The organism is Campylobacter sp. RM16187 (assembly GCF_025319965.1).
Classification (GTDB): Bacteria; Campylobacterota; Campylobacteria; order Campylobacterales; family Campylobacteraceae; genus Campylobacter_A.
This window is the reverse complement of sequence record NZ_CP012549.1, coordinates 815298-842270: the sequence shown is the minus strand read 5'-3', so window position 1 is coordinate 842270 and position 26973 is coordinate 815298. Positions and strand designations below refer to the sequence as shown.

The 26973-nt window shown below is 37.0% G+C and carries 27 protein-coding genes, 2 tRNA genes, 3 rRNA genes and 1 riboswitch; of the genes, 3 read left to right on the top strand and 29 right to left on the bottom strand.

From position 1 onward, the window contains the following. Positions 1 to 3 precede the first annotated feature (3 nt). From CDOMF_RS04615 to CDOMF_RS04605, 3 genes are read left to right on the top strand one after another with little or no spacing between them, the layout of a single operon-like run. Complete coding sequence (locus tag CDOMF_RS04615) at positions 4 to 558, top strand: hypothetical protein (protein WP_260952706.1); 555 nt, start codon at positions 4 to 6, stop codon at positions 556 to 558. Beyond that, positions 555 to 758: a tail protein X gene (locus CDOMF_RS04610; RefSeq protein WP_260952705.1), complete on the top strand. Its 204-nt coding sequence runs from the start codon at positions 555 to 557 to the stop codon at positions 756 to 758. The genes CDOMF_RS04615 and CDOMF_RS04610 overlap by 4 nt, the downstream gene beginning before the upstream one ends. Beyond that, complete coding sequence (locus CDOMF_RS04605) at positions 749 to 1669, top strand: phage late control D family protein (RefSeq protein ID WP_260952703.1); 921 nt, start codon at positions 749 to 751, stop codon at positions 1667 to 1669. The genes CDOMF_RS04610 and CDOMF_RS04605 overlap by 10 nt, the downstream gene beginning before the upstream one ends. A 124-nt stretch (positions 1670 to 1793) precedes the next feature. On the opposite strand, the gene CDOMF_RS04600 is transcribed toward CDOMF_RS04605, so the two are convergent. From CDOMF_RS04600 to CDOMF_RS04460, 29 genes are all read right to left on the bottom strand, one after another. Further along, on the bottom strand, positions 1794 to 2663 hold the full coding sequence (locus CDOMF_RS04600) for an EamA family transporter (RefSeq protein ID WP_260952702.1): 870 nt from the start codon (positions 2661 to 2663) through the stop codon (positions 1794 to 1796). 65 nt (positions 2664 to 2728) lie between these two features. Continuing rightward, positions 2729 to 3307: a thiamine phosphate synthase gene (locus tag CDOMF_RS04595; RefSeq protein WP_260952701.1), complete on the bottom strand. Its 579-nt coding sequence runs from the start codon at positions 3305 to 3307 to the stop codon at positions 2729 to 2731. After that, positions 3300 to 4433, bottom strand: a complete 1134-nt coding sequence (gene thiH, locus CDOMF_RS04590; protein WP_260953134.1) for a 2-iminoacetate synthase ThiH — start codon at positions 4431 to 4433, stop codon at positions 3300 to 3302. Before thiH ends, CDOMF_RS04595 begins: the two co-directional genes overlap by 8 nt. A 21-nt stretch (positions 4434 to 4454) precedes the next feature. Further along, positions 4455 to 5228 carry a thiazole synthase gene (locus tag CDOMF_RS04585; protein WP_260952700.1) on the bottom strand — a complete coding sequence of 258 codons (774 nt, stop codon included), beginning with the start codon at positions 5226 to 5228 and terminating at the stop codon, positions 4455 to 4457. Continuing rightward, the gene (gene thiS / locus CDOMF_RS04580; RefSeq protein ID WP_169976137.1) at positions 5225 to 5419 is read right to left on the bottom strand and encodes a sulfur carrier protein ThiS; all 195 of its coding nucleotides are present in this window, start codon (positions 5417 to 5419) and stop codon (positions 5225 to 5227) included. The genes CDOMF_RS04585 and thiS overlap by 4 nt, the downstream gene beginning before the upstream one ends. Before the next feature lie 25 nt (positions 5420 to 5444). Continuing rightward, positions 5445 to 5544: riboswitch (TPP riboswitch) on the bottom strand. A gap of 24 nt (positions 5545 to 5568) precedes the next feature. Beyond that, the gene (locus tag CDOMF_RS04575) at positions 5569 to 7824 is read right to left on the bottom strand and encodes a hypothetical protein (protein ID WP_260952698.1); all 2256 of its coding nucleotides are present in this window, start codon (positions 7822 to 7824) and stop codon (positions 5569 to 5571) included. Next, positions 7821 to 8342 carry a LolA family protein gene (locus CDOMF_RS04570; RefSeq protein ID WP_260952697.1) on the bottom strand — a complete coding sequence of 174 codons (522 nt, stop codon included), beginning with the start codon at positions 8340 to 8342 and terminating at the stop codon, positions 7821 to 7823. The genes CDOMF_RS04575 and CDOMF_RS04570 overlap by 4 nt, the downstream gene beginning before the upstream one ends. Continuing rightward, positions 8339 to 8764 carry an acyl-CoA thioesterase gene (locus tag CDOMF_RS04565; RefSeq protein WP_260952696.1) on the bottom strand — a complete coding sequence of 142 codons (426 nt, stop codon included), beginning with the start codon at positions 8762 to 8764 and terminating at the stop codon, positions 8339 to 8341. The genes CDOMF_RS04570 and CDOMF_RS04565 overlap by 4 nt, the downstream gene beginning before the upstream one ends. After that, the gene (locus CDOMF_RS04560; protein WP_260952695.1) at positions 8764 to 10383 is read right to left on the bottom strand and encodes a glycosyltransferase family 2 protein; all 1620 of its coding nucleotides are present in this window, start codon (positions 10381 to 10383) and stop codon (positions 8764 to 8766) included. Before CDOMF_RS04560 ends, CDOMF_RS04565 begins: the two co-directional genes overlap by 1 nt. Before the next feature lie 9 nt (positions 10384 to 10392). Continuing rightward, the gene (locus tag CDOMF_RS04555; RefSeq protein ID WP_260952694.1) at positions 10393 to 11949 is read right to left on the bottom strand and encodes an AMP-binding protein; all 1557 of its coding nucleotides are present in this window, start codon (positions 11947 to 11949) and stop codon (positions 10393 to 10395) included. Beyond that, on the bottom strand, positions 11946 to 12476 hold the full coding sequence (locus CDOMF_RS04550; RefSeq protein ID WP_260952693.1) for a DNA gyrase subunit B: 531 nt from the start codon (positions 12474 to 12476) through the stop codon (positions 11946 to 11948). Before CDOMF_RS04550 ends, CDOMF_RS04555 begins: the two co-directional genes overlap by 4 nt. Continuing rightward, positions 12466 to 12711, bottom strand: a complete 246-nt coding sequence (locus tag CDOMF_RS04545; protein ID WP_260952692.1) for an acyl carrier protein — start codon at positions 12709 to 12711, stop codon at positions 12466 to 12468. The genes CDOMF_RS04550 and CDOMF_RS04545 overlap by 11 nt, the downstream gene beginning before the upstream one ends. Positions 12712 to 12713: 2 nt before the next feature. After that, positions 12714 to 12971, bottom strand: coding sequence for a phosphopantetheine-binding protein (locus CDOMF_RS04540; RefSeq protein ID WP_260952691.1), 258 nt, complete (start codon positions 12969 to 12971; stop codon positions 12714 to 12716). Next, positions 12952 to 13749: a lysophospholipid acyltransferase family protein gene (locus tag CDOMF_RS04535; RefSeq protein WP_260952689.1), complete on the bottom strand. Its 798-nt coding sequence runs from the start codon at positions 13747 to 13749 to the stop codon at positions 12952 to 12954. The genes CDOMF_RS04540 and CDOMF_RS04535 overlap by 20 nt, the downstream gene beginning before the upstream one ends. After that, positions 13709 to 14377, bottom strand: coding sequence for a beta-ketoacyl synthase chain length factor (locus tag CDOMF_RS04530; protein WP_260952688.1), 669 nt, complete (start codon positions 14375 to 14377; stop codon positions 13709 to 13711). Before CDOMF_RS04530 ends, CDOMF_RS04535 begins: the two co-directional genes overlap by 41 nt. Beyond that, on the bottom strand, positions 14377 to 14796 hold the full coding sequence (locus CDOMF_RS04525; protein ID WP_260952687.1) for an excinuclease ABC subunit A: 420 nt from the start codon (positions 14794 to 14796) through the stop codon (positions 14377 to 14379). The genes CDOMF_RS04530 and CDOMF_RS04525 overlap by 1 nt, the downstream gene beginning before the upstream one ends. A 14-nt stretch (positions 14797 to 14810) precedes the next feature. Continuing rightward, a complete protein-coding gene (locus CDOMF_RS04520) occupies positions 14811 to 15263 on the bottom strand; it encodes a hypothetical protein (protein WP_260952686.1) in 453 nt (150 codons plus the stop codon). A 15-nt stretch (positions 15264 to 15278) separates the two neighbouring features. Further along, on the bottom strand, positions 15279 to 16502 hold the full coding sequence (locus CDOMF_RS04515; protein WP_260952685.1) for a beta-ketoacyl-ACP synthase: 1224 nt from the start codon (positions 16500 to 16502) through the stop codon (positions 15279 to 15281). Further along, positions 16496 to 17209 carry a 3-oxoacyl-ACP reductase FabG gene (gene fabG / locus CDOMF_RS04510; protein WP_260952684.1) on the bottom strand — a complete coding sequence of 238 codons (714 nt, stop codon included), beginning with the start codon at positions 17207 to 17209 and terminating at the stop codon, positions 16496 to 16498. The genes CDOMF_RS04515 and fabG overlap by 7 nt, the downstream gene beginning before the upstream one ends. After that, positions 17202 to 17642 carry an ApeP family dehydratase gene (locus CDOMF_RS04505; protein ID WP_260952683.1) on the bottom strand — a complete coding sequence of 147 codons (441 nt, stop codon included), beginning with the start codon at positions 17640 to 17642 and terminating at the stop codon, positions 17202 to 17204. Before CDOMF_RS04505 ends, fabG begins: the two co-directional genes overlap by 8 nt. Further along, the gene (locus tag CDOMF_RS04500; RefSeq protein ID WP_260952682.1) at positions 17639 to 18805 is read right to left on the bottom strand and encodes a beta-ketoacyl synthase N-terminal-like domain-containing protein; all 1167 of its coding nucleotides are present in this window, start codon (positions 18803 to 18805) and stop codon (positions 17639 to 17641) included. The genes CDOMF_RS04505 and CDOMF_RS04500 overlap by 4 nt, the downstream gene beginning before the upstream one ends. Beyond that, the gene (locus CDOMF_RS04495) at positions 18789 to 19187 is read right to left on the bottom strand and encodes a hypothetical protein (RefSeq protein ID WP_260952681.1); all 399 of its coding nucleotides are present in this window, start codon (positions 19185 to 19187) and stop codon (positions 18789 to 18791) included. Before CDOMF_RS04495 ends, CDOMF_RS04500 begins: the two co-directional genes overlap by 17 nt. A 31-nt stretch (positions 19188 to 19218) precedes the next feature. Further along, complete coding sequence (locus CDOMF_RS04490; protein ID WP_260952680.1) at positions 19219 to 19740, bottom strand: 4'-phosphopantetheinyl transferase family protein; 522 nt, start codon at positions 19738 to 19740, stop codon at positions 19219 to 19221. A 70-nt stretch (positions 19741 to 19810) separates the two neighbouring features. Further along, positions 19811 to 19966: a hypothetical protein gene (locus CDOMF_RS04485; RefSeq protein ID WP_260952679.1), complete on the bottom strand. Its 156-nt coding sequence runs from the start codon at positions 19964 to 19966 to the stop codon at positions 19811 to 19813. A 428-nt stretch (positions 19967 to 20394) separates the two neighbouring features. After that, positions 20395 to 20513 (bottom strand): 5S ribosomal RNA (gene rrf, locus CDOMF_RS04480). A 393-nt stretch (positions 20514 to 20906) separates the two neighbouring features. Then, positions 20907 to 24014: ribosomal RNA gene (locus CDOMF_RS04475) — 23S ribosomal RNA — on the bottom strand. A gap of 559 nt (positions 24015 to 24573) precedes the next feature. Continuing rightward, positions 24574 to 24650 (bottom strand) — tRNA-Ile (locus CDOMF_RS04470). Positions 24651 to 24779: 129 nt separating this feature from the next. Continuing rightward, positions 24780 to 24855, bottom strand: a tRNA-Ala gene (locus CDOMF_RS04465). Positions 24856 to 25132: 277 nt separating this feature from the next. Further along, a 16S ribosomal RNA gene (locus tag CDOMF_RS04460) occupies positions 25133 to 26643 on the bottom strand. Together the 16S, 23S and 5S rRNA genes with 2 tRNA genes alongside form the textbook arrangement of a ribosomal RNA operon. Positions 26644 to 26973 lie beyond the last annotated feature (330 nt).

Genomic DNA, 26973 nt, shown 5'->3' with positions numbered 1-26973 from the left:
AAAATGAGCGGAAAGAATGACAAAGAGCTAGATAGATTGCGCAAAAATGTTCAAAACGCTATGAACAGGACATTAACAAAAGTTAAAAGGGAGCAGTCTAGCTCAATAATATCACGCCTTGCGCTTACTAAGAAAAAAATAAACTTCTTGACTACGCATAAAAGAGCCAGCCCTAATGATATGAATATTAAGATTTTTACTTTTAGAAAACAGATTACGCCCACCATGTTACCAAGAAAAGCTACAAGTAGCGGGGTAGTAGTTAGTTTAAATAAGCAAAAGAGCATAACTTTAGCAGGATTTGCAGAACAAAAGCCAAGAGATGGCGGCGGTAAATTCTTAATTACCAGTAAAACCCCCAAAAATAGTGATTTTTCTATTTCACGTCATTTATTAAAGTCAAGCTATAAAACATCGCATGGTACTATATTATCTAAGCCTCGTGAAGCTTTTATAGCAAAAAAACTAGATGATGATTTAGCAGAGTACGCATTAAAAGATATAAACAAGTTACTTGCAGTAGCAAATGATATTTTTACCGAGGAGTTAAACAAATGAGATACCTAGCAAAAGACGGCGACACGTTAGATGCTATATGCTACAAACGCTACAAAACAATAGACGATGATGTCTACTCTCAATTTTTAAGAGCCAATGAAAATCTATTAAATAAAGAATTTTTATCGGGCGGAGATATAGTAAATTTGCCCGATATTGAAATCAAGCAAGTCAAAAAGGTTACTTATCTATGGGAATAACATCAAAATATCTATCGCCAAAAGTAAAAATTTTATATAACGGAGTAGACAAAACACATGTAATGGATTGGATAAATATAAGCATAAATGACAATGAAGGCAAAGATACAGACAAGCTAAATATAGTTCTAGGATATGGTAGTCCTGCGCCTAGGCTTAAAGATGATATTGAAATTTATGTAGATGGATACTTCCTAGGCCATTTTAAAATCGCTACTATAAAAACAAAATACAAAATAACCTATGATATAGAGGCTATATCGGCTGATTTTATGAGCTCGCTAAAAGACCGCAAAAGCAGATCTCACATAGGACTCAGCTACAAACAAATTATTGAAAATATAGCAAAAGAACATGGATTGAGAACCAAAATAAATTTTGATAGATCTAATGAAGTGGTAGAGTTAGAGCAACACGATATGAGTGACGTGGCATTTTGCGAGAAGATAGCCAAAGATCTAGATTTAACTTTTAGTATAAAAAATAAAACCATGATTTTTATTGATCGGGACAAAGTAGCAGACAGAGTTGATTATATTATAAAAGAAGAGGACTATTTAGAGCTTAATTTTGAACAAACAGAAATCACAAACTACTCTTCATGCGAGGTTACATGGAGAGATGCTGCGACAGGAGAAGATAAAGTAACTGTAGTAGGCAGTGGGGCTCCAGTATTAAAAAGGCAACTTTTTTCTGCAGACAATGAGAATGAAGCCATAAAAATAGGACAGAGCTATCTACAAAACAATCAAAACAATACTTTTAAAGGCAATGTAAGATGTATGGGGGTACCCTTTTTTGCCGGAGGATATTTAAATTTGCAGATTGAAAATAAAATATATAGAGTAATAATAAAAAAGATAACACATACTATTAATCAATCATGGACCAGCAATATAGATTTTTTTTAAAAAGATATAGTTTTTACGGAGTTTTAAAAGAATACTTTTAATTAAAATCCCTAAAAATAGGGATTATTCCATATAATTACAGTCCGACCTCTGGCACCATTTATAACTGATTAAAAATCCTTGTTTATAACAACTGATTCTTTTCGTAGTAAGCTATTATCTTATTATGTACTAAAAGCGAGATGTATATCACTACTCCGCCGATGATAAGGCGTGCAAGATCTGCATCCTTATGCCAAAATACCAAATTCACAATGATCGCAGTAGGTATGAGTGCGTTATTCATGATCGCTAAAGTTCCGCTATCAACCTCGCATGCGCCTTTGTTCCACATGAAGTATCCAAGCCCGCTAGCGCCGATACCAAGCCAAAGAAGCACTAAAGACTGCGTCATATCAAGTGAAATTTTCTCGAAATTTCCAAATACACCAAACGCTACGCCGGTTACCATTGAAGCACCTACAAAAAACCAGCCAAAAAGCCCCTTTTGCTCGCTAAATCCCTTGCTTTCAAGCAAAAATTTATACGCACTCTGTCCGACACCAAAGCATAAATTTGCGCCTTGAACCAGCAAAAATCCAAGCCAGAAATTGCTATTTACACCGCCGTATTTGATGATAAAAGCACCAAAAACCGCAACCGCAACGCTAAGTAGATAAAGCGGGCGCAAGCGTTTGGCAAAAAGATCATAAACCACGCTTACGTAAAAAGGCGTAAATATCGTAAACAGCGCTACTTCAGGCACACTTAGATACAAAAACGAGTTGTAGTAAAACATATACATAGCCCCGATTTGAACCGCGCCTATGAGTGCGATCTTGGCGTAAATGGAGGCGTTTTTCGCCTCAAATTTCATAAACGGCAAAAAGACAAGAAGCGCCAAAACAACGCGCGAAAATGCCGCAAAGTAGCTATCGACTCTGCCTGCTAAAAACTCGCCTATCAAACTAAAACTAAAAGCCCAAAGCAATGTCACAAAAATAAGTTTATTCACCGATTATCCTCCAAAAAATTTTAAAATGATAATAAATTAGCCTTAAATCTAGCTTCCCGCTAGCCTTAATCAAATTTCAAAAACTCCCTCATCATGCAAGCTCCGCTAGCTCCGGCGTCCTTGATCTGGCTTAAATTTTTAGCATTTATCCCGCCGATAGCGTATGTCTTAATGTTTAAATTTGCACAAATTTCTTTTAGAAACTCTAGTCCTTTAGAAGGTTCGCCTTCGTGACTCTTTGTCTTAAAGATATGTCCTACTACTACATAGTTTGCACCTAAATTTTGTGCCATAATGGCTTCATCAAGATAGTGAACCGAAACTCCGATAGTTAAATTTGCGCTTTTAGCTAAATCTCGTTTGTTTTTTGACTCATTAAATTTCACAAATTCACCAAAAGGAAGGTGTAAATTTTTAACTCCAAGCCTTAAAGCGACATCTAAATGTGTATGCAAAATGAGCTTAGTCTCAGAATTTCTAGTTATTTTTAGCACCTCTAAAGCTAAATTTTCATATTCACACTCACTTAAGTCCTTTTCTCTTAAGATAACAGCATTTGGCTTTTTTTCGCTAACTATACGCGATAAATCGCCTAAAAAATCCCTACTTAAATGGCGATTTGTAACGCAAATAAGCTCAAACATAGATGTGATTGCTCATCACGGGCTGCAGATTAAGCGCGCGGATATCGGTGTAAATTTCATTCACTCCGCGAGTATCGTCTATCTCAAACTGCTCGTCGCCCTTTTTGCCGGCATCAGAGTGAGTGCCGACCCCTACGCTAACACCTGCCGAAATTTTACTTGCGGCTACTTTTATGATCCCGTTTCTAAATTTCGCACTCTCGCGTGTTGAGATCGTGATATTAGCAAAAGGAAGAAAAATTCTATAAGCGCAAATCACCTGAAAAAGGCTTCTTTCATCCACTTCGCCCGCGTTTACTTCGCTCTTATTTTTAGCAGGTCTTAGCCTAGGACAGGATATCGCGATTTCTGCGTGCGGATATTTTTGCTGGATAAAATTTGCATGAATCGCCGTTGCAAAGGCGTCTTTTCTAAAGTCATCAAGCCCAAGCAAAGCCGCAAACCCAACGCTTCTCATGCCGCCCATAAGCGCTCTTTCTTGAGCGTTGAAGCGATAAGCAAAGCTCATCTTCTGCCCGCCGATATGAACCTGCGCGTATTTTTCTGGGCTATATGTCTCTTGAAAAACTATCACGTAATCCACGCCACACTCGTGCAAGTAGGTGTATTCATCTGAATTTAGCGGGTAAATTTCAACACCAACGTTGCTAAAGAGCCTTGAAGCCTCTTTGCAGGCCTCGCCTATATAGCTTAGATCTCGCTTCTTAGCGCTCTCGCCCGTAAGTATCAGCACATCTTTAAGCCCGCTTTTTGCGATATTTTCAAGCTCCGTTTTTACCTCGTCTATCTTTAGCCTTAGGCGCGAAATTTTATTATGCGAGCTAAATCCGCAATAAACGCAGTTGCTATCGCAAAAATTTGAGATATAAAGCGGAGTAAAAAGCTCGATACTGTTACCAAAATACCTCTTCATATCACTTTGCGCGCGAGCCGCCATCTCTTCTAGAAAGTCGCCTGCCGCGGGGCTTAAAAGCGCACGCAAGCCCTCTATATCCACTCGCTGCATCTTTAGCGCTCTTGCCACATCAGCTTTGCCGTAGCGCTTGTATTCGTAACTCTCTCTAAGGCTTAAAACGCGCTTCATCAGGCTTTCATCTATGCGCTGCATGCCTTCCATATAGCTCATCACGTCAAAATTTTTCACGCCCTACTCCAAAAATCCGCTCAGAGGACTAGAGGCTCTTGCGATTTCACTCACCTCGCCAAGCCCAGCCAGATAGGCAAGTCTGCCCGCTTCGATAGATAGCGCAAAAGCCTTTGCCATCGCGCGCACATCACCCGAAGTTGCAATGGCTGTATTTGCCATCACGGCAGCACAACCCATCTGCATCGCCTCGCACGCTTGAGAAGGGCTTCCGATGCCCGCATCAACTATCACAGGCAGATCTATCTCGTCTATTAAAATTTTTATAAACTCGCGAGTGGCAAGCCCTTTGTTCGTGCCGATAGGCGCTCCAAGAGGCATCACACAAGCAGCGCCCGCATTTACAAGATCGCGCGCCACGTTTAGATCAGGATACATGTAAGGCATCACGACAAAGCCCAAATTTGCAAGCTTTTCCGTTGCTTTTATCGTCTCATAGTTATCGGGCAGCAGATATCTGCTATCTTTTATGCACTCAACCTTAACGAAGTCGCCACATCCAAGCTCGCGCGCAAGTTTTGCGATACGTACGGCTTCATCGGCGTTTCTGGCTCCTGAAGTGTTTGGCAGGATAGTGATATCCTTTGGGATAAAATCAAGTATGTTTTCGCTTCCGCCATCATTTACCCTGCGAAGTGCAAGCGTAACGATCTGAGCCTTTGCGTCCTTTATCGCAGCCTCAAGCAAAGATAGAGAAAATTTGCCAGAACCCAAGATAAAGCGAGAGCTAAATTTATGCCCGCTAAGCTCTAAAAAATCATCATTAATATCCATCATCCACCACCTACAAAGCAAACTATCTCGACTCTATCCCCGTCATTGAATTTAGAGTCAAATTTATCCCTCGGCAAAATCTCACCATTGATTTCCACAGCCATATACTCTTTATTGAATCCTTTTTGACAAGCGAATTCATCGACACTTTTGCCGATGAAGGCACTCTCGTCTTTGCCGTTTATTATTAGCATATTTTTTCTTTTGGGTTAAATTTGCATCAGAAGTAGCGCATCTTCCTACGTCGGCATTATCCGCTTCAGGTTTAAGGGTCTAAGACCTGCGCCTAATCTCAGCTAACGCTCCCCTGATACATGCGTGATTATACTTATTTTTTCTAAATTTACGCAAGCTTATTTGGCTGTCTTGACTCCATCTTCACGCTTAAAATACTAGCCACCAATGCGTAAAAAGCTATACTTAAACTAACGCAGAGTCCAAATAGACTTATGGCGTTTGTCGAACTAAAAAAGAGCATAAAGAACGATATAAAGCTGGTTAGCGATGCAGTAAGAATCCCAAAAATACGCTCGTTGCTCATCAAATCTTGATTCATCGCAAATATCATATAATCAATTCCAACAGCGCTTGCCAATATGAGCCCAAATACGACAAATATGTTTATATGAAAACCAAATATAATAAATGCGCACAAAATTATAAGTATACCAAGAGCGATAAGGCTCATTACAATAAAGGCTTTGGCAAAACCAAAAAATAACCATAAAACCATAAAAGCTAAGCAAAATGCAGCTATCTTTAATATTACCGCAGAGTGTTTTGCTTCGGTAAAATTTTGATTTAGAGCATCTACAAAATTAACACTAAAGGCATTATGTTTAGCTAAAATCTCGCTGCTTTGATTATTTTCTATAAATCCATCGGCATATATTACGCTGCTTTTATTCTCTAGTATAAATTTTTTAAATTCTCTTGCTAAATTGCTACTTAAAATTTCATCTATACTTAGTGTATTAAAATTAACAATCTTCTCAAATTCGGCCTTTAATAGCTCCTTATCAATGCCTAAATTTTGATAAAAACCAGATATTTTACTATCGGTTTTAGCTTTTTTAAATAGCTCTTTTATACTGTCTTGTTCCGTTTTGCTTAAAAATATTTTTGAAATTGACGAGTAGTCTTGAATCAATTTTGCATCTTTAAGCTCTTTTATTAAAGCTCTTTCTTTAGCTATTATGTCCTCGTCCTCTCTAACGACTATCATTGAATTTGAGACGTTTGTGCCTGTTATATGTGCGATTTTTACGGAATCATCAAGCAAATTTTGTGGGGAATTCGAATAATCTCTAATATTATCACTCACAATTATTTTAGAAAAATTTATCATCAAAAACAAAGAAGAGATAATAAATAAGAATATTAAAAATTTTAATCCTATTCTTTTTGACAATAAAATGCAAAAACCATGAAACCATATCAAAATTTTACTAAATCCGATACTCTGTGAAAAAATTTTGCCTTCCAGCAATAAAGGCAAGCAAAAATATGTGAATAAAAACGCTCCAAACAGTGTAAAAAATGAAAACACCGCAACTTGCCTTAATAACTCAAGAGGAGCCAGAATAAAGACTGCGTATCCACTCATAGTGATAAAAAGACCTAATAAAAAAATCTTTAGCATACTTTTTACGCTATGACCACGTATCTTTTGATTTTTAAATTTACCAAGCCAGTGAAGCGCGAAATCAAACATGAGTCCAACAAGACTCGTGCTAATAATAACCACCATAACATGAAGCTGATCAAACAATAAAAGTGAGGCGCAAAATCCGCAAGCAAATCCAAAAATAGCTATAAAAACTATATTAAAAATTGAGAAATTTCTAAAGGCAAGTAGCAAAAATAGACTAGTAAGAGATAAAGAAATAAGACTCATATATAAACTCTCTTTATCGGCATTCATCTTTGCAAAAGCCCCATAAAGCGCGCCGGAGCTTATATATGTTTTATAATTTTTAATATTAGATTGCGCTTTTAACTCTTGATAAAATTTAATAAGTTCCTCTGGATCGTAATTTGGCTTCAAACGTGCTTTTACGAGAAAGAAATTGCCATCTTCGTTCTTAATCTCAAGCATCATATCGCTTATATTCAATCTTATTTTTTCATCAAACATACTTGAGTAAGTCGCAAGTGCAAAAAAATCATCCCTCACGTTTAAAGGCCTAAAGATAAATTGATTTAAAAAACTTTCTGCACTCTCTTTAAAAAACTCATCAGTCTTATTTATAATTTTATCTACGGCAGATCTATTTAATAGAGTTAATTTTAAACGTCCAAGATCATTTAAATATTTTTTTGTATCGATATCAACAGTAGCGCTAAATTTTTCAAAAAGTCCGGTTTTATTAGCCAAAATTTCCGTGCTTTTCATAAACTCCTTTGAGTCTGAAATAAGTAAAAACTCATTTGACAAATCATCTTGCATAGATTTTAATATAAGCTGTTCATTTTGATTATCTTTAAAATTTATAAGCGAAAAAATATCGGTTTCAAGTCGGTTTATATTTGCAAAAATATAAAAAACGGAGACTAAAAAAATAGAAGAAAACAGTATAAAAATCGAGATTTTTTTCATCTTATGTCATAAAATTCATTTATCGTCTTATCGCCGCTAACCTCAGCCAATTCGATTTTTTCTACAAATTTATCTCCAAATACTGATATATGAGAAAAAATTTGCTTAAATAAAATATTTTTTGGCTTTAGATCTATTTTCCAGCCATTTTGAAGGCTTAAAATTTGGATATCAAACTCTTTTTTAAGCTCGTCTAAATCAAGCTTAACGATTGACAAAAAAAGCTTTTTATCAAAATTTTGCCCTATTTTTACTAAACTCTCACCTCTTTGCTCAAAAATTCCATCCTCTCCTATGATAACTTTTGCGTTAATAGGTTTTAAAGTATGCCAGATAAGCCCACTCTCTTTTAACGAAAAATTTCCATAGCTCTTAAAAGCATTAGGAAATCCGCTTAAAATCTTAGTTTGAGTGAAATTCCCATCTATATTTTGAGTCTTTATATTAGCCCTTATATCCTCGGCATTTAGAGCAAAAAAGCTAGTTGCAATAGTTAAAATAGCTAATAAAATTTTCATTCCGAACTCCTTTTAAGGTACTTTTTAATAGCCTCCTTAAAGCTATCGGGCATAATAGTACAAGTCTCTTTATTTATCATATCTATAGCAATTTGCCAGGTGTTTGCGACACTTATCTTCTCTTTAGTCTTATGATTTTTAATTATATAGGATATCTTTAAAAAGCTTTCAAAATCCACCAATCTAGCCTCTACCTCAATCTCATCTGCGAAAAATACTGGCCTTACGTATTTTATATCAAGTTTTACGATAGGAAAAGCAAAGCCGTCTTTTTTCATGTTTTCGTAGTTATAGCCTATCTCATCAAGCAGCTCGCAGCGTGCGATCTCTAAGTATTTTACGTAGTTGCCATGCCAAACCACATTCATCGAATCCACATCAAAAAACTGCGCCTTTACTATAGTTGTTTTTGAGATTTGCACTACTGCCTCCAAAAATCATAAAAGTTAAACCACTGCTCGGGAGTCTGCTTGCAGCGATGCTCTAGCTCGCTTACATAATTTTGCAAATAAGGCCTCACGCTAGTTGCCTTATCCCTCGAAAGCTTTATCTCATCTGCTATCTTAGTAAATTCTATCCTAAATTTATCATTTATCTTTTGGCACCAAAGAGAGCTTATTTTCACTCCTAAAATGCCAGCTATTAAATATGGACCATGATTAAATTTAGCCTCTTTTCCCAAAAAGCTTATATTTGTAAACTTATCTCCGTTTATCGGCACGCGATCTCCCATTATACCTATATGAGTTCCGCTGTCTACGATGGTTTTAAGCTCTAGCATAGCTCTTACGTCAAGCTCGTTTACAAGCAGCACCCGTATCTTTTCCTTGCTTATCTCGTTTATGATATCGTTAAATTTCCTAACATTCTCGTCATATGCCAAAATAACCATTTCAAAGCCATCCACACTAGCAGCTATTTTTTTACAAATTTCGATATTGCCAAGATGAGCGGTTAATAAAATTTGACCTCTTTTTGCTCCTATTAGCTCGGTTTTTACATATTCGACATTTACTATATCAAGTTCTTGAAAGCCTATTTTGCCTTTCCATACACGAAATTTATCGCAAATGGCCACACCGAATTGATAAAAATTTCCAAATACGCTTGTGTTTTTTAGCACATTTTCGCCTGCGAAATTTGCCAAATTTAGCCTAAATTCTTCTATGCTATCACGCTCTTTTTTAGAAGTAAGATAGTAAAAAAGCACAACTATCTTGATCACAAAATTTAGTAAAAATGCCGGCAGATATTGAGTTAAAATCAATGTGAGCCTTAAAAAAAAGCTATTTGACTTCTCGTTCTTCTTCCACCACAGCTCACTATTGTTTTTAGAAACAAATCTCTGAAAGATAAATTTAGGCAGAGAAAAAAATCCTCTAGCATGCATAAGACTTATCATTGCATTATCTCTAAGCATTTTAAAATGAGATATTCCGCCTGCTTCATAACTCACTCTTATATCTATCCACCGAGTTTTTATCCCGCATCTATGTGCGTTTACAAGGATTTCTATATCAAATTCCATCCTATTTGTCTTGCTTATTTTTACGGCTTCGTCTATCTCTTTAAGAGGATAGATTCTAAAGCCACACATCGCATCTTTTATCTCAAGACTCAGTGTATTTATAGCTACCCAAAAATTTGTAATCTTTCTTCCATAAACCCTTGACTTTGGGGCAGTATTGTCATAGATGGGGTTTGCACATATTATATCTTTAGGAAATTTATTACTAACATCTAAAAATTCATCTATCATGCTTACATCATGTTGAAAATCTGCATCAACCTGAAGCACATGAGTAAAGCCATTATCAATAGCAAACTTAAACCCATCTTTCATAGCGGCACCCTTGCCGCCATTACTCTTACGCTCTAATAGCAATATATCTTTAATCCCTTTTAAAACCTCTTTGCTGGCTTCATCAGAGCCATCATCCACGATAATAATATCAAGCTTATAAGCTTTTAGAGCCTCTATTAATTCATTGATGCGCTCTGGATGATTATAAAATGGTATCAAAAAGGCGTATTTGCTCATCCAAATTTCCTAATAAACAACTCTACCCATAGAACATTTTTCATCATTGCAAAAAATTTCAAAATATACTCTATTCTCTTTTTTCTCTATAAATATATCAAGTCTATCGTTTGGACGAACAAATTTGATATATTTTAGATTCTCTATCCTTGACGCACCGCTTAAATCTATACCTATTGACCTTGCCAGCTCAAAAACAAAATCAAGCTGCATAAAACCAGGAATTAGAGGTAAATTGGGAAAATGATTGGTGAAAATTTCAAGCTCCGCACTCATAACAGAGCTAAATTTACTCTTGCCATCTTCTAATATCTTATGCTCCCATTTTGGACAAATACTTCTAAACAAAACATTTGCAAACTCATGTTTTGCAAATTTACCTTGAGAATTTCTAGGCAGACTATCAACTATCTTAAAATATCTAACACTATTTTTAAACTCGTTTTTAAGGATATTTGAAAGCTCTGCTACTATACTCTTTTTACCATATCGTCTAAATTTACGTATCCCGTTTTCATTTAATACCAAAAGTGCGGCTAGACGCTTAAAATTCGGATGTATTTCGCAGTAGCAATCGCTTAAAATCTTGCTTTCAAATAGCTTTTTCTCGATACTCTCCAGACTTACGCGCTTATCGTTTAGCTTTACTATGCGATCTATCCTTCCTTTTAATATAAGTCTGTCACCGCTTACTTCTGCCCAGTCGTTACTTTGAAAAAACTCGCACCAAGGAGAGCTTACGCCAAGAGCTTCTCGCTCGTCAAATTTGGCTTTAACAGCACTAAACAATCTAAGTCCATCACCAAAATTTCTAGCCACTACACCTGTCTCTGTGCTGCCGTATATGTCGACTATCTTTGCATTACAAAGTCTAGTTAACTCCTCTCTAAGCGTTTTTTTTAGCTCAGATCCCGCACTTATTATCCACTTTAACTCTCTTATTTCGCTTGATCTTGGGCTTTTAATTAGCGCTTGAAGCAACACTGGACTGGTAATAAATATATGATTTTTCAGATCTAATTCAAGTATCCTCTCCGGATAGTTCATCTCTTTAGAAACCACTTTTGCGCCAAGAATGATTGGCAAAAAGACCTTATATGTAAGCCCAAACATATGCTGATGAGAGACGCTTGAGAAAAATATACCATCACTCTCAAAGCCAAATTCTTTAGCCAAATAAGTTGATTCGGCTATCATATCTAAGAGTTTTTTTTCTATCCTTTTACTCTCTCCGCTTGAGCCGGAAGTCTTTAGAAAAAATCTGCAATCCTCGCCAAGCAAAATCTCTTCATTGCAATCAGCATCAATATAGCTGGCAAAATTATTACTATCCACGTAGCGCTTATCACTACTAAAAATTGGCTTTGGTAAAATATCTGGTGCAAGTCCCGCCATCATAGAGCCAAAAAATGCTACGCAAAATTCAAATGTATCACTTAGATAAATTTGAATCTCTCTTATATTATCTTCTTTTATCTTTTTTGCAAACTTCAATGCATTTACATATACGTTTCTATCATCATCTTCAAATCTGAAGTTTTGCAACTTATTACTAAATTCTCTCATATTTTTAAAACAATCTTTCTATATAAAATTTCTCCGCCAAATAACACTCCCATTATCATATAAGATATCACTCCACTATAAAGGCTCCAATAAATTTTATCTTCCATCAAAGACAATACATATGCGATTACGCCGTTTATTACAAAAAATACACACCAAATTTTAGTTAGCTGTCTTGTGTATATTACGCCATTTTGATCTAAATTTGGCTCTTTTAGCCTTGCTATCTTAGTTATTAAGGCTTCATTTCTTAGGCTATTTGCAAAGATAGCCAAAAACAAAAGACTCATTAAAACCGGATACAAAAAGGCTAGATTAGTTCCTCTAAAAATCATACAAAGCATAAAAAAAACAGCTATAAAAAAGCAGATATATTTAAAATTTCCGCTTTCAAAAATTCCTCTAATCGCCCATAAAATCCCGAGCAGACAAAGTATCCATATACTTAAACCGCTTGCGAAAAAAAGAGCAAATGGATAAATTACGCTAAATATTGTCAGGATAAATTTAAGCGTCCTAAGCTTCAAATTTCTTAGCCACCGCTTTTACAATGTCATCAAGAGTTTTTACGCTCTTAAAATCCTCTGGCATGAGCCTATATCCCGTCTTTCTCTTGATATAATCTATCATATCTATAGCGTCTATGCTATCTATCTGTAAATCTTCATATATAAGCGTCTCAGGCTTTATCCTATCCTCTTCTATCTCAAAAAGTTCCGTCAAGGCATCTTTTAAAATTTTAAAAATCTCATCTCTTGTCATCTTTACTTCCTGTTTTCAAAAATATATCTTGCAAGCGTTTCAACGCTATAAAAAATCTCTTTTAAATTTTCTGCTTTTGAGTCAAGTATAAGTCCGTATCTCTTTTGAACCGCAAGTCCAAGTTCTAAAGCATCGACACTATCAAGTCCTAAGCCATCATTAAAAAGCGGAGCACTCTCGTCTATATCACCAGGCTTCATATCCTCTAAATTTAAGCTATCGATAATCAGCTCTTTTATCTCATTGATTAAATTTTGCATCTTTAAATTCCTCCTTGTAAATTTCACTCATATATAAATGTAACTCTCTAGCGCGTATTGGATCTGGTTTTTGACCTTGAAAATCCTCCAAATTAATGCCAAAAAGCTCTTTGAACTCGTATTTTATCACAACATCTGGTGTCTTATACCAAGGCTCTTTTTTTCTAAGACTCCTTGGATGCATATTTATAGCTATTGCAATGATCTCACTGGCTCCCTTAACAGCCATATAGGCTGCCGCCTTATGAAAGATTATCTCATGTTCGGTTCTTGTTCCCTCTGGAAATATTATTAGACTCTCGCCTTTTTTCAGAGCATCTACAGCTGTTTGTAAAAGCTCTTCATTTTGCGTATTTGGTATATAATTGCAAGCTTTTATAGCGGCAAACAAAAATATATTTTTTTCAAGTTCTCCTTTAACAACACAATTTGCGCGCCTAACTCTAGATATCAAAAATACTACATCTAAAAGCGAAGGATGATTCGCTATTATCATCTGGGCATTTTTTCCAAGCTTAGTTTTTATCTTATATTTATAATCAAGATAGCCAAATACTCTCGTAATCTCTATAAAAATCTTCCACGAGAACCAAACTGTATCGCGGGCAAAATTTTGAATAAACTTGAGCTTATTCAATTTAAAAACCACAATTGGTATAAAAAGCATATTTCCAAGCATGCATATAAGCCCAAAAATAGCAAATAGTGTGCCGGTAATTAGCTGTTTAAAAAGATACTTAAGGTTCATAGTCCCATTGCCAAGTCGAACTATTATCACTACTTTGCCAAGATGATTTTTTAGATGGATCAAAATTTTGTAAAAATCTGATCAGTAAATTTTCATCATTTTTACTCTGTTTTTTTAGTTTAGCCAGTCTTAAATTTTCACCCTTACTAACTATAAGTGCCGCCATACAAGAGGCTGAATTCTCCATATAATAACTTTGCTTGATAGCTTCATGATATGCTATTACAAGCACTTTATCGACACCTTCGTTAAAGTACAAACTAGCTTCAATTAAAGCATATTCAAGAGGTGCAAAGGCTGAGATGGCCGAAATTTCACTATTGTTTTTCATGCTTATACTAAGCAGTGAAGAAAGCGCGTTATGAACCGACAAAGAAAAAGATGTAGGGGACATAAGCTCATTTGCGGCAAGAGTTTTTTCTAGCTCAAAGCATCTATTTATCTCTCCTGCGTATGAGCTAAAAACTACCGGAATATCAAGAGTTTTAAACTCCTTCGTCAGATCAAATGCACATTTTGCAGCCTTGCTTAATCTGCGTCTTTCAAGTGGAGGAATATGTGAAATTTCAAAACCCCTATTATATCTTAAAAGAGTAGTATCTTCAAAATCATCAAAAACAATAGCGTCAAAAAAATTTATACCAAAGCTTAAATTCATTACTTAGCTATATCACCTCTTAAAGTTACTCCTGCCATCAAAGCGCCGGCACCACACTGAAACTGAGTTTTTGAATCAAAAGGCTGTTTTTTATAATATCCTGTAATATTTATCACCTTAGTTCCGCCCTCTCTTACGGCTCTTTCCTGAAAAGTTTTAAGAGCTGATAAAAACGCCCACTCACAAGCCTCTTGATCGCTTTTATTAAAAGCATTTGTCTTCTTGTTAGCCATTAAACCTTTTTGTAATATTTGCCCCTTGCTTCCGGAACCAAAGCTAAATTTTATATTAGGATTTAGCACTCTTATGGCCTTCGGCGAAGTTAAAAGATTATCTATAGAAAAATAAAGCACTTCATCACGCGCACTCAAACCGACTCCTAATGCCAAAATAGCAATTGCTGTAAAAAATTTATTCATACTTTCTCCTCAGTTTAGTTTTTTAAATCGGCTTTTAAGGCAACAGTTGTCTTTGTTCCGCCTACAGCACATTGAAATTTATCTTTGCTATCATAAATTTCATTTTTAAAATTTCCTTGAATATTTACTATATTTTTAGATCCATTTTTTTCAGCTAATTTTTGCAAATTTCTTAATGCAGCTAAAAATGCATATTGACACGACTTAGTATAGTCAATCTCTTCTTCCTCTTGATAGTCTTGTGCCGGCATATTGTGAGGTTTATTCCTATATCTTACAGTAGAACCGTTTGCTTTAATGGATTTTAACTCTTCATTATACTGCTTAGAAAACTCCATAATAAAACCGCTCCTCACATATTCTGAAGCATTTTTTAAATTTAAAGCATCGGCTATATTATGATAAAAAATCTGATCCTTTCCGATAGCAAATAAACTAAGCACAGCTAAAGCGATAAGCTTTTTCATAATCCATCTCCTTTTCTAATCAATTCTTTTAAATATTAAAGAGGTATTAACTCCACCGAATGCAAAGTTATTACTCATCACAAAATTTGTTTTGATAGAAGTTTGCTCTTTTAAATAATTCAGTCTGGCACACTCGCTATCTATATTCTTTAAATTTATAGTAGGAAAAAAATGCTCTTCATTCATCATCATTATGCTAAATATCGCTTCAAGTCCACCGCAGGCTCCAAGAGTATGACCTAGATAGCTTTTTAAAGAACTAATCGCTACCTTATCTCCAAAAAGCTCGTTTGTAGCGTAGCTCTCCGCTATATCTCCATGTTTTGTGGCGGTAGCGTGAGCATTTATATAACCTATTTTTTTAGGATTTAAATTAGCGTCTTTTAAAGCAAGAATCATCGCGCCCTTCATAGTTTCACCTTGAGGACGAGTTATGTGCGTGCCATCGCAGTTTGAACCAAATCCAACAACTTCGGCATAAATTTTAGCTCCTCTTTTTAATGCGCTATCTTCACTCTCCAACAAAAGTATTCCTGCACCCTCTCCTAGCACTAGCCCATCACGATCCTTGTCAAAAGGTGATGGTGACAGTTCTGGAGTCTGATTTTTAACACTTGTAGCATAAAGAGTATCAAACACATAAGCCTCACTGGGACAAAGCTCCTCTGCTCCACCCGCCAGCATCATATCTATCATTCCATATTTTATACTCTCATAAGCATAACCAATCGCATGAGAGCCGCTGGTACAAGCTGAAGAAGTGGGTATGATTCGACCTTTTAAAGAGTAAAACAAAGCAATATTGGCAGCCGTAGTATGAGGCATCATTTTTATATATGTGTTTGCATTACAGTCGCTCGAACCGTTTATCAAAAGCTGAGCCATAGATCTTATAGAGTCAGTGGATCCTGTAGAGCTACCGCAGGCTACTCCCAATCTACCGTCTTTTATACTCTCATCATCTATTAGCCCGGCATCTCTTAGCACCGCTCCTGCAGCCTCTACGCTATATCTTGATACTATGCCTAAGCTTCTTAACTGCTTTCTATCCCACTCTTTTGGATGTTCATAGTTTATAATGGGCGCTGCTAATCTGGTGTTTAAATCTACAAATTTATCCCATTCACCCATATACATTACGGCATTTTTTTCAGCTTGAAATTTATGTTTTATATCACTCCAGCTCTTACCAAAGGCGCTTACCATTCCTATTCCGGTTACAAAAACTCTTCTCAACACAATCCTCCGTTTACCCCAATAACCTGCCTGGTAATATATGCCGCATCTTCGCTTAGTAAAAATTCTATCAAAGGTGAGACTTCATCGGCCCTACCTGCTCTTTTTGCAGGAATCATCTTTAAAATTTCATCCATAGGCAAATTTTCATCCGTCATATCAGTCTCTATTAGTCCGGGCGCCACGCAGTTAACGGTAATATTTCTTGATGCAAGCTCTATGGCTAAAGCCTTTACGGCACCTATTATACCTGCTTTGCTAGCAGAATAATTAACCTGCCCACGGTTACCTATGATACCAGAAACTGAGCTAATAGCTACTATGCGAGCAGGTTTTCTTGTGCGAACCATAGGCAAAATAATAGGTTTTAAAACATTATAAAAACTATTTAAATTAGTATCTATCACATCAAACCAATCATCTTCCTCGATTGCCGCAAAAGTATTATCACGCGTAATTCCGGCATTTAAAACTACGCCATAATAAACACCGTTAGCCTCTATATCTTTTTGGATATTATATCTTGCACTATCGATATCACTAACATCAAAAATTAAGCTCTTTAAATTTAATTCGTTTTGTAAATTTATTAATTTCTCACTTTCACTTCGTCCGTGCAAAACCACATCATATCCGGCTTTTTTTAGCCTTCTTGCCACTGCCTCGCCAATACCTCTACTAGAACCGGTAACCAACACTCTCTTAGTCATTTAATACCTTTTGCAAAAAATCATCATCAGGACTTATTACGTTTAAACTAGCCTTTGAACCAAGTATTCCATTGACATAAAGCTCGCAATCATAAACTCCAAAGCCACTATCGTCCTGAATTGAGCAAATAGATACTACTTCTATCTCGTCCCCAACGCTCAAAAAAGGGATAAATATCTCAAATTTTCTACTTCCCAATAAAAACCCGAGTCCCGATTTCTCTCCTCTTAATTCACGAATTTTAGAATCGTATATGCCAAGGGCTTGAGCCATAATCTCAATAGCCTTATACATTTCAACCCTACCCTCTCTTAAAAAACTATTATTTTCTGTAATAACACTTCTTGTCTTAATTTTTCCTGCGCCAAATTCAACAACTTCATCTATCATAACAATCTTTGAAGCATGAGGAAGATGATCTGATATACTCAATTTAATCTCCTAAAAATTATAGCTGCGTTATCTCCACCAAATGCAAAAGATAATGACATTGCGGATTTAACTACTGCCTTTTGTCCAAATTTTACTAGATTTATTGGACAAATGCTATCATCATAATTTCCATCATAAATATGAGGTGGCAAAATACTCTCATCATTTTGACAAAGAATAACACAAACGGCACTTTCTATCGCACCGGCGGCACCCAGTGTGTGCCCTATGGATGGCTTGATGGAACTTGACGGAACATTTGGCATTATATCATGCACTACTTTAGCCTCCACCTGATCATTGGCTATAGTGCCGGTACCATGCAGATTTATATAATCCACACTTGATAATTTAGCTCTATCAAGTGCACTTTTAACGCAAATAGTCTGCATTTTAGCACTAAAATCCGGCTGTGTAGTATGAAATGCATCACAGTTTGAATACTCAGAAGCAACTACTACATTTGAAATTTCATCCCTACTTACTAAAAAAAGAGCTGCACCCTCTCCTATATTAATACCGTCGCGATTTTTTGAAAAAGGATTAGTTTCTCTTTCACTTAAAATTCCAAGCGAATCAAATCCGTTTATCGTAAGCGTATTTAAGCTATCCACACCACCGCAAATCACTGCATCGCAAATATTGGCCTCTATAAGCCTTTTTGCTTGCATTATAGCCTTAACTCCGGATGTGCAAGCAGTAGATATTGAAAATATAACAGAATTTAAGCCATAGTAATAAGCTATAAACTCGGATGGATTCACAAGTGTATTACGACTAATATTAAATTTCTTAGCATCAAAAAATCCCGTCTTAGCATACTCTTTAAAAGTCTCGTAATTTTCTTCTACTCCACTAGTCGTAGCACCTATAACCACACCAATTCTATTTTTACCATATTTTTTAATAGCTCTTAATATAATATCGTTTATGTCGTCAAGAGCAGTTAATACCAACGAATTTGTACGTGTTTTAAAATGTTCTGGCGTATCTTTATTAAAATTTGCAAGAGAAGCAGTAAGCATACCTAAAATAAATTTTTTATCCTCTCTATAACTACTGCTCACATTTAAAAATCTCTTACCGCTTTGTAAATTTACTATGTTTTCATCACTATTTTTGCCTGCTGCACTAATGATCGAAGGCCTACTTATGTATATCAACTACTCTCACCTTAAAAATTTCATTATCTATTAAAATTATAGACTCGATATTATTAAATTTTATCATATCGAGCACTTTAACAAAAAGCTCGTTATAGGCTTTTTTGGGTGGTAAAAAACCTATACTTTCAAATTTACCATCATATTTTAAGACACGCCTTGCAAGAGGTGTTCCTATTGAATCCAGCATGATAAAATTATAATCCTCATCAATATGAGATACATAAAGCTTCTTTAATCCACTTTCAGCAACTATCTCAAACATTACACTATCAAATTTTGGCAAATTAGGACTTCTAAATTTATCAACACATCCAATAAAAAATATACACAGAGTAAAAAATATAATATTTTTTATTTTAGAATATATGTATATTTTCATCTATAATAAGTCCTCTATAAATAATTTTTAACTATATAAATTTTAAGATTATATCTTTTTTACCTTTAAAAACAATAGAGATAATATACTTATTACTAATTAAAAAACTCTTACATATATAGCTTTTATAATTTAAAGAATTAATCAATCTTAGCTCTGAAAAACCTAAATTTTCAGCCTTTAGTATGGCTTCTTTTACTGTATAAATTTGATAAAAAGTATTAGTATTTTCTGATTTTTTATATATATTTAGCTCATCTTCTGTAAAACAAAACTCACAAATAGAGCTAAAATTTCTTTGTTTTATCTCTTCTATATCGAGTCCGAATTTTCCTTTTCCAAAAAGCACTCCTACACATCCATCCTTATGACTTATACAAAATTTTGAACGCTTCTTAAATCTACTAATTATCATACGCGAAATAATAAATTGATTTGATATTTTTATATTAAAATATCTTTTGGCCTTTCTTATACTCTTTCTATCCGTAAGCTTTAAAACAGGCTTAGTATAATTTTGCAACGATATACATAAAGTTAATGCATTTTTCATTAAAGTTATTAGATCTACCTCGTTTTTTAAGCCACAATCATGCAGAAAATGATTTCAAATATTTATTGTTTTATATTTTATCCAAATTTTCCCTTATGACTTGATTTATCTTCAAAAAATATCTTGCAGTATAAAAACCCTCGGCTATCCTTGGGTCAAATTTGAAAGTTTTGTTTGTAAGGCGCTTGATGACACCTTGTTTTTTTAGTTCTATCTCGTTACTCATCATACTCTTTCATCCAAATTTAATCCCTTAGTCTATCCAAATTTATTTTAACAATAAGAATTTTATGAGGCAATAGTTTAAATTTATGTCTAATAATATAAAACCATCGTCTAAAAGAATAATCCATAAATATACATGTTGCCAATTCATTACATCAAAGACATTAAACTAATTTAACCAATTAAAACATCCATCCTACAATCAGAATACTTCTTAAATTCAGCCTGCTATGTATAAGGAGAATAAGACATTAGGTAAAGATTTTAAATATAAGTGTTTATAAAGCTTATCTTGTATAAATATATAAATGTCTTGATGTTGATATTATCGATATAAATATTTTAATAGCCGTTTAGATTAGATGTTTATGATAATGTTTTAATGAATTTTAGTGATTTAAATAAGTAGTAGCTTTGTATAAATAACAAAGCCCGCAACGACCTACTTTTCCAGCATCCCAGTAAGGGAGAGTATCATCAGCCAGGACGAGCTTAGCTTCTTGGTTCGAGATGGAGCAAGGCGTTTCCTCGTCTGTATAGTCACGGGCAGTGTTAGTTAAGTAAATTATCGGTTCGTCTTTTTAGTATCTTTGAATGAGTTTGCTATTTTTAATACTCACGGACAACACGTCCGCTCCGTTTAAAAACAGCCTCACAACATTCAAATCTATCTAAAAATACTTCACCTTGCCTATAATCTATAGATAAATTTGCTTAACTAACACTGTCTTTTAATTGCTAAGAGTTAAAGCGTTTTAAATAACAATCTTTTCTTGTAAGGTTTTTGAATTGAGAACTAGTTTTTCGCTAGGCAAGGCAGACGAGTAAAGACGAGGGAGCATACATATAGTATGTGACCGAAGTCTGAAACGAAGTCTAACGAAGCATAGTAGAAAAATTAGGAATCAATTTTACCCTTAACAAGGAAGTGATGCTTATTAAAAGATAAGCAGACGACCTATTAGTACTGGTCAGCTAAAGGACTTTCATCCATTACACACCCAGCCTATCAAACATATAGTCTTTATGAGGTCTTAAAAGAAGATTCATCTTGGAGTTGGCTTCGAGCTTAGATGCTTTCAGCTCTTATCACGTCCCAACATAGCTACCGAGCGGTGCCCTTGGCAGGACAACTCGTACACCAGTGGTTGGTTCAACCCGGTCCTCTCGTACTAGGGTCAACTCTCCTCAATCTTCTTACGCCCACGGCAGATAGGGACCGAACTGTCTCACGACGTTCTGAACCCAGCTCGCGTACCGCTTTAAATGGCGAACAGCCATACCCTTGGGACCTGCTCCAGCCCCAGGATGCGATGAGCCGACATCGAGGTGCCAAACCTCCCCGTCGATGTGAGCTCTTGGGGGAGATCAGCCTGTTATCCCCGGGGTACCTTTTATCCTTTGAGCGATGGCCCTTCCACACAGAACCACCGGATCACTAAGACCGACTTTCGTCTCTGCTTGACATGTACGTCTCGCAGTTAAGCTGGCTTATACCTTTATACTCTACGAACGATTTCCAACCGTTCTGAGCCAACCTTTGTAAGCCTCCGTTACATTTTGGGAGGCGACCGCCCCAGTCAAACTACCCACCAGACATTGTCCTGCATGAGGATAACTCATGCCAGTTAGCTATCAGAATAAAAAAGAGTGGTATCTCAACAATGGCTCACTATAAACTGGCGTCTATAGATCAAAGCCTCCCACCTATCCTGCACATCTTTATCCCAATAGCAGTGTCAAGCTGTAGTAAAGGTCCACGGGGTCTTTCCGTCTTGCCGCGGGTAGGAGGAATTTTCACCTCCACTACAATTTCACTGGATCCCTCTTCGAGACAGCTCCCATCTCGTTACGCCATTCATGCAGGTCGGTATTTAACCGACAAGGAATTTCGCTACCTTAGGACCGTTATAGTTACGGCCGCCGTTTACTCGGGCTTCGATCAAACGCTTCGCAGAGCTAACGTCATCAATTAACCTTCGAGCACCGGGCAGGCGTCACACCCTATACATCCTCTTACGAGTTAGCAGAGTGCTGTGTTTTTGGTAAACAGTCGGGAGGGACTCTTTGTTGTAACCTTCTTTGCTTACGGAGTGAATCCTTAACAAAGTTAGGCACACCTTATACCGAAGATACGGTGCTATTTTGCAGAGTTCCTTGAAGAGAGTTCTTCCACGCGCCTTAGAATACTCATCCCACCCACCTGTGTCGGTTTACGGTACGGGCAACTATTACTAAACTTAGAAACTTTTCTTGGCTCGACAGTATCAAGGATTCACACGCTGTTCCGAAGAACTTTGTGTGCCTGTGGGGTCTCGGCTTAAAAAGATCCGGATTTGCCTGGATCTTAACCTACACCTTTCGACCAGCACTACCATCCGCTGGCTCCTCTAACTCTAAGCGTCCTTCCATCGCACATAATAGTTGGCATTGGAATATTAACCAATTTTCCATCGCATACCCCTTTCGGACTTTGCTTAGGACCCGGCTAACCCTACGATGACGAGCATCGCGTAGGAAACCTTGGGTTTACGGCGTTGGGGATTCTCACCCCAATTATCGCTACTCATGCCTGCATGCTCACTTCTATCCGCTCCAGCGCTCCTTACCGGTACACCTTCAACGCTGAATAGAACGCTCTCCTACCACTTGCACTTAATTATTCATACTATCAAAATTTATACTGTAAATTTTAGTGCTTAATCTGAAATTTAAAAGAACGGATTAAGCGAAGTATTTTGAGATGGATTTAAATGTTGTGAGATATTTTTCGATTGAGACTAGCCATATAGGCTGTCGATTGAGAAAAATACAAACTCATTTAAATACGCTCAAAAGACGAGCTAGTATAAATGATTAAGTGCAAGTCTAAAGCTTCGGTACTCATTTTAGCCCCGTTATATTTTCCGCGCAGAATCACTAGACCAGTGAGCTATTACGCTTTCTTTAAAGGATGGCTGCTTCTAAGCCAACCTCCTGGTTGTTTCAGTAACTCCACATCGTTTTCCACTTAAATGAGATTTAGGGACCTTAGCTGTTAGTCTGGGTTGTTCCCCTCTCGACGACGGATTTTATCACTCGCCGCCTGACTGCCATGATTACACACTAGGTATTCGGAGTTTGATAGGGTTTGGTACATTGGTGTATGCCCTAGCCCATTCAGTGCTCTACCCCCTAGTGTTACTACATGACGCTATACCTAAATATATTTCGGAGAGAACCAGCTATCACGATGTTTGATTGGCCTTTCACCCCTATCCACAAGTCATCCCATAGCTTTTCAACGCTAGCGGGTTCGGTCCTCCACTGGCTCTTACACCAGTTTCAACCTGCTCATGGATAGATCACATCGTTTCGGGTCTGCAACATCTGACTAAACGCCCTATTAAGACTCGCTTTCGCTACGGCTCCGGGTTTCCTTAACCTCGCCAGACATCACAACTCGCAGGCTCATTATGCAAAAGGCAGTCCATCACCCTGATAAATCATAGGGCTCTGAATGATTGTAAGCAAATGGTTTCAGGTTCTATTTCACTCTGATCACCTCAGTTCTTTTCACCTTTCCCTCACGGTACTTGTGCACTATCGGTCTAGTAGTAGTATTTAGGGTTGGATAGTGGTCTACCCGGCTTCAGACAGAATATCACGTGTTCCGCCCTACTCAGGATACTGCTAAGTAAAACATCGCTTTCATATACGGGAGTATCACCCTCTATGCTCAACCTTTCCAGATTGTTCTATTAGCTTTGCTTAGTCTATGTTGCAGTCCTACAACCCCGTTAGTAAACTAACGGTTTGCCCTCTTACGCGTTCGCTCGCCGCTACTAGCGTAATCTCGTTTGATTTCTTTTCCTGTTGGTACTAAGATGTTTCAATTCCCAACGTTCGCTCCATATAGGTAGTTAAGTTCGCACTTAACTGGGTTGCCCCATTCGGAAATACCCGGATCAAAGCCCCTTGACGGCTCCCCGAGTCTTATCGCAGCCTGGCACGTCCTTCATCGCCTCTACTAGCCAAGGCATCCACCACTTGCTCTTAGTAGCTTACCTTTTATTATATTAGATTAATATATTCTAATTCGCATCACTTCCTTGTTAAAGGTAATTTATAAATTTAAAGCTTTATCTATTTATATTTATATTTATTTTAAGATAAATAATAAAAATAGAAAAGTTAGTCAAATTTACTTTGCAATTACTAAATTTAAACTCTCATCCCCAAGACGGAAAGCATTAACTGATATATAGATAAGTTTTAAACTCCATATATCTTGTGACGTTAAACTTCTGAATACTGATTATATTCAAGAGATAAGATATTTAAATCTTTAACAAGTCCTGTAAAATTGTTTTATTTAAAAACTTGCTTGTGACTCTTAACAATGATAATTAAAAGAACTTTTAGACTTCGCATGCTAGCAAAGCTAGTATTTGCGACCAAAGAGCAAAGCCCTTTGGAAACCCCTAAAGCACACTGCCTCTTTCGGAGGCACCGTAAGATAAGGATATTAATCAACTCAAAGTCTAAAGCAAATATTCTTTTTAGAACACTTGATTTAAACCTTGATGTCTGTTTAGTTAAACTAATTTTTATTTATTTGCTAATTAATGGTGGGCCTAACAAGACTTGAACTTGTGACCTCACCCTTATCAGGGGTGCACTCTAACCAGCTGAGCTATAGGCCCTCTTGCTTGCTCTTTTGCATTCTATACTGCGTCAAAGCTTGGTCATAACTTCGTCACGTAGTGTATCTACGCTCCTTGTTACTCGGTCACTTTTCCTTGTCTAGAAAAAAATAGCTTCGCACTTAAATTTGGTGGAGAATAGCGGGATCGAACCGCTGACCTCCTGCGTGCAAAGCAGGCGCTCTCCCAGCTGAGCTAATTCCCCTTAACATCCTTACTTCGTATACTAGCAAAAGCTAGTATTTACGAGCAGGAGTTTTGTTCCCTGCACCCACCTAAAGTTATAAAGATTTATTCTAAACTTCGTTTATCATAAATAATAAATTTAGGTTTTTGTCTAGGCAATTAAGGAATTAGACAAATTTATTAGCTGTCAATCTTTCAAAACTAAACAAGGATGATTGAGTTAAATTTCAATCTCTTAGATTGAAACATATCTTTCTTATAGATATCTTGTGAGAGAATATCTATATGTACTCTAGAAAGGAGGTGATCCAACCGCAGGTTCTCCTACGGTTACCTTGTTACGACTTCACCCCAGTCGCTGATTCCACTGTGGGCGGTAGCTAGTTTAGCATTCCGACTTCGAGTGAAATCAACTCCCATGGTGTGACGGGCGGTGAGTACAAGACCCGGGAACGTATTCACCGTAGCATGGCTGATCTACGATTACTAGCGATTCCGGCTTCATGGAGTCGAGTTGCAGACTCCAATCCGAACTGGGACATATTTTATAGATTTGCTCCATCTCGCGATATTGCGTCTCATTGTATATGCCATTGTAGCACGTGTGTCGCCCCGGACATAAGGGCCATGATGACTTGACGTCGTCCACACCTTCCTCCTCCTTACGAAGGCAGTCTATTTAGAGTGCTCGGCCTAACCGTTAGCAACTAAATACGTGGGTTGCGCTCGTTGCGGGACTTAACCCAACATCTCACGACACGAGCTGACGACAGCCGTGCAGCACCTGTCTTAACATTTCTGCAAGCAGACACTCTTCTATCTCTAGATGATTTGTTAGATATCAAGTCCGGGTAAGGTTCTTCGCGTATCTTCGAATTAAACCACATGCTCCACCGCTTGTGCGGGTCCCCGTCTATTCCTTTGAGTTTTAATCTTGCGACCGTACTCCCCAGGCGGTATACTTAATCCGTTAGGTGCATTACTGCCAAGACTAGCTTGGCAACAACTAGTATACATCGTTTAGGGCGTGGACTACCAGGGTATCTAATCCTGTTTGCTCCCCACGCTTTCACGCATTAGCGTCAGTTAAGTTCCAGCAGATCGCCTTCGCAATGGGTATTCTTCTTGATCTCTACGGATTTTACCCCTACACCAAGAATTCCATCTGCCTCTCCCTTACTCTAGATTATCAGTTTCCCAAGCAGTTTAACGGTTAAGCCGTTAGATTTCACTCAAGACTTGATAATCCGCCTACGCGTCCTTTACGCCCAGTGATTCCGAGTAACGCTTGCACCCTCCGTATTACCGCGGCTGCTGGCACGGAGTTAGCCGGTGCTTATTCCTTGGGTACCGTCATAATTCTTTCCCAAGAAAAGGAGTTTACGCTCCGAAAAGTGTCATCCTCCACGCGGCGTTGCTGCTTCAGGGTTTCCCCCATTGAGCAATATTCCCTACTGCTGCCTCCCGTAGGAGTCTGGACCGTGTCTCAGTTCCAGTGTGACTGATCATCCTCTCAGACCAGTTACGCGTCATAGCCTTGGTGAGCCATTACCTCACCAACTAGCTGATACGATATAGCCTCATCCTACACCGAAAAACTTTCCCGACTTAACTTATGTAAAGAAGGAGTATAGAGTATTAGCAGTCGTTTCCAACTGTTGTCCTCTAGTGTAGGGCAGATTAGCTATACATTACTCACCCGTGCGCCACTAAGATATAAGAGCAAGCCCTCATATCTCCGTTCGACTTGCATGTATTAGGCACGCCGCCAGCGTTCACTCTGAGCCAGGATCAAACTCTCCATATTAATCTTCTTTAACGGTTTGGCAAAGCCAAACCTAAGAAGCAATACTAAAGACTAAGATTTATTCCAAACTACGTTTGTCATAAATCGTAAATTTAAGGTCTTATTCAAAAAGCGGATTAAGCTTTAGAAAACCTTAGAGCTCTTTAGTTAAATTTATATGAAGTTTTAATCAAAAAACTTTTAATTTTATAATCTACGATCTTTTAAATTAGCAAGCTAATTAAAAGATGATTGTTTTTAGTTTTTCTACATTAATTACTTTCCAAAGAAAGCCTATTAAAGTAGATGGCTCAATCGATCACTTGTTTAGATTTCAAAGATTGACTAATT

What these genes read in the sequence shown, in the direction of transcription:
- CDOMF_RS04575 (WP_260952698.1), bottom strand. Translation starts at nt 7,824, where the DNA reads ATGAAAAAAATCTCGATTTTTATACTGTTTTCTTCTATTTTTTTAGTC.
- CDOMF_RS04520 (WP_260952686.1), bottom strand. Translation starts at nt 15,263, where the DNA reads ATGAAAAAGCTTATCGCTTTAGCTGTGCTTAGTTTATTTGCTATCGGA.
- CDOMF_RS04605 (WP_260952703.1), top strand. Translation starts at nt 749, where the DNA reads ATGGGAATAACATCAAAATATCTATCGCCAAAAGTAAAAATTTTATAT.
- CDOMF_RS04560 (WP_260952695.1), bottom strand. Translation starts at nt 10,383, where the DNA reads ATGAGCAAATACGCCTTTTTGATACCATTTTATAATCATCCAGAGCGC.
- CDOMF_RS04595 (WP_260952701.1), bottom strand. Translation starts at nt 3,307, where the DNA reads ATGTTTGAGCTTATTTGCGTTACAAATCGCCATTTAAGTAGGGATTTT.
- CDOMF_RS04490 (WP_260952680.1), bottom strand. Translation starts at nt 19,740, where the DNA reads ATGAAAAATGCATTAACTTTATGTATATCGTTGCAAAATTATACTAAG.
- CDOMF_RS04485 (WP_260952679.1), bottom strand. Translation starts at nt 19,966, where the DNA reads ATGAGTAACGAGATAGAACTAAAAAAACAAGGTGTCATCAAGCGCCTT.
- CDOMF_RS04555 (WP_260952694.1), bottom strand. Translation starts at nt 11,949, where the DNA reads ATGAGAGAATTTAGTAATAAGTTGCAAAACTTCAGATTTGAAGATGAT.
- fabG (WP_260952684.1), bottom strand. Translation starts at nt 17,209, where the DNA reads ATGACTAAGAGAGTGTTGGTTACCGGTTCTAGTAGAGGTATTGGCGAG.
- CDOMF_RS04610 (WP_260952705.1), top strand. Translation starts at nt 555, where the DNA reads ATGAGATACCTAGCAAAAGACGGCGACACGTTAGATGCTATATGCTAC.
- thiS (WP_169976137.1), bottom strand. Translation starts at nt 5,419, where the DNA reads ATGCTAATAATAAACGGCAAAGACGAGAGTGCCTTCATCGGCAAAAGT.
- CDOMF_RS04495 (WP_260952681.1), bottom strand. Translation starts at nt 19,187, where the DNA reads ATGAAAATATACATATATTCTAAAATAAAAAATATTATATTTTTTACT.
- thiH (WP_260953134.1), bottom strand. Translation starts at nt 4,433, where the DNA reads ATGAGCTATATGGAAGGCATGCAGCGCATAGATGAAAGCCTGATGAAG.
- CDOMF_RS04585 (WP_260952700.1), bottom strand. Translation starts at nt 5,228, where the DNA reads ATGATGGATATTAATGATGATTTTTTAGAGCTTAGCGGGCATAAATTT.
- CDOMF_RS04540 (WP_260952691.1), bottom strand. Translation starts at nt 12,971, where the DNA reads ATGCAAAATTTAATCAATGAGATAAAAGAGCTGATTATCGATAGCTTA.
- CDOMF_RS04545 (WP_260952692.1), bottom strand. Translation starts at nt 12,711, where the DNA reads ATGACAAGAGATGAGATTTTTAAAATTTTAAAAGATGCCTTGACGGAA.
- CDOMF_RS04530 (WP_260952688.1), bottom strand. Translation starts at nt 14,377, where the DNA reads ATGAATTTAAGCTTTGGTATAAATTTTTTTGACGCTATTGTTTTTGAT.
- CDOMF_RS04615 (WP_260952706.1), top strand. Translation starts at nt 4, where the DNA reads ATGAGCGGAAAGAATGACAAAGAGCTAGATAGATTGCGCAAAAATGTT.
- CDOMF_RS04570 (WP_260952697.1), bottom strand. Translation starts at nt 8,342, where the DNA reads ATGAAAATTTTATTAGCTATTTTAACTATTGCAACTAGCTTTTTTGCT.
- CDOMF_RS04525 (WP_260952687.1), bottom strand. Translation starts at nt 14,796, where the DNA reads ATGAATAAATTTTTTACAGCAATTGCTATTTTGGCATTAGGAGTCGGT.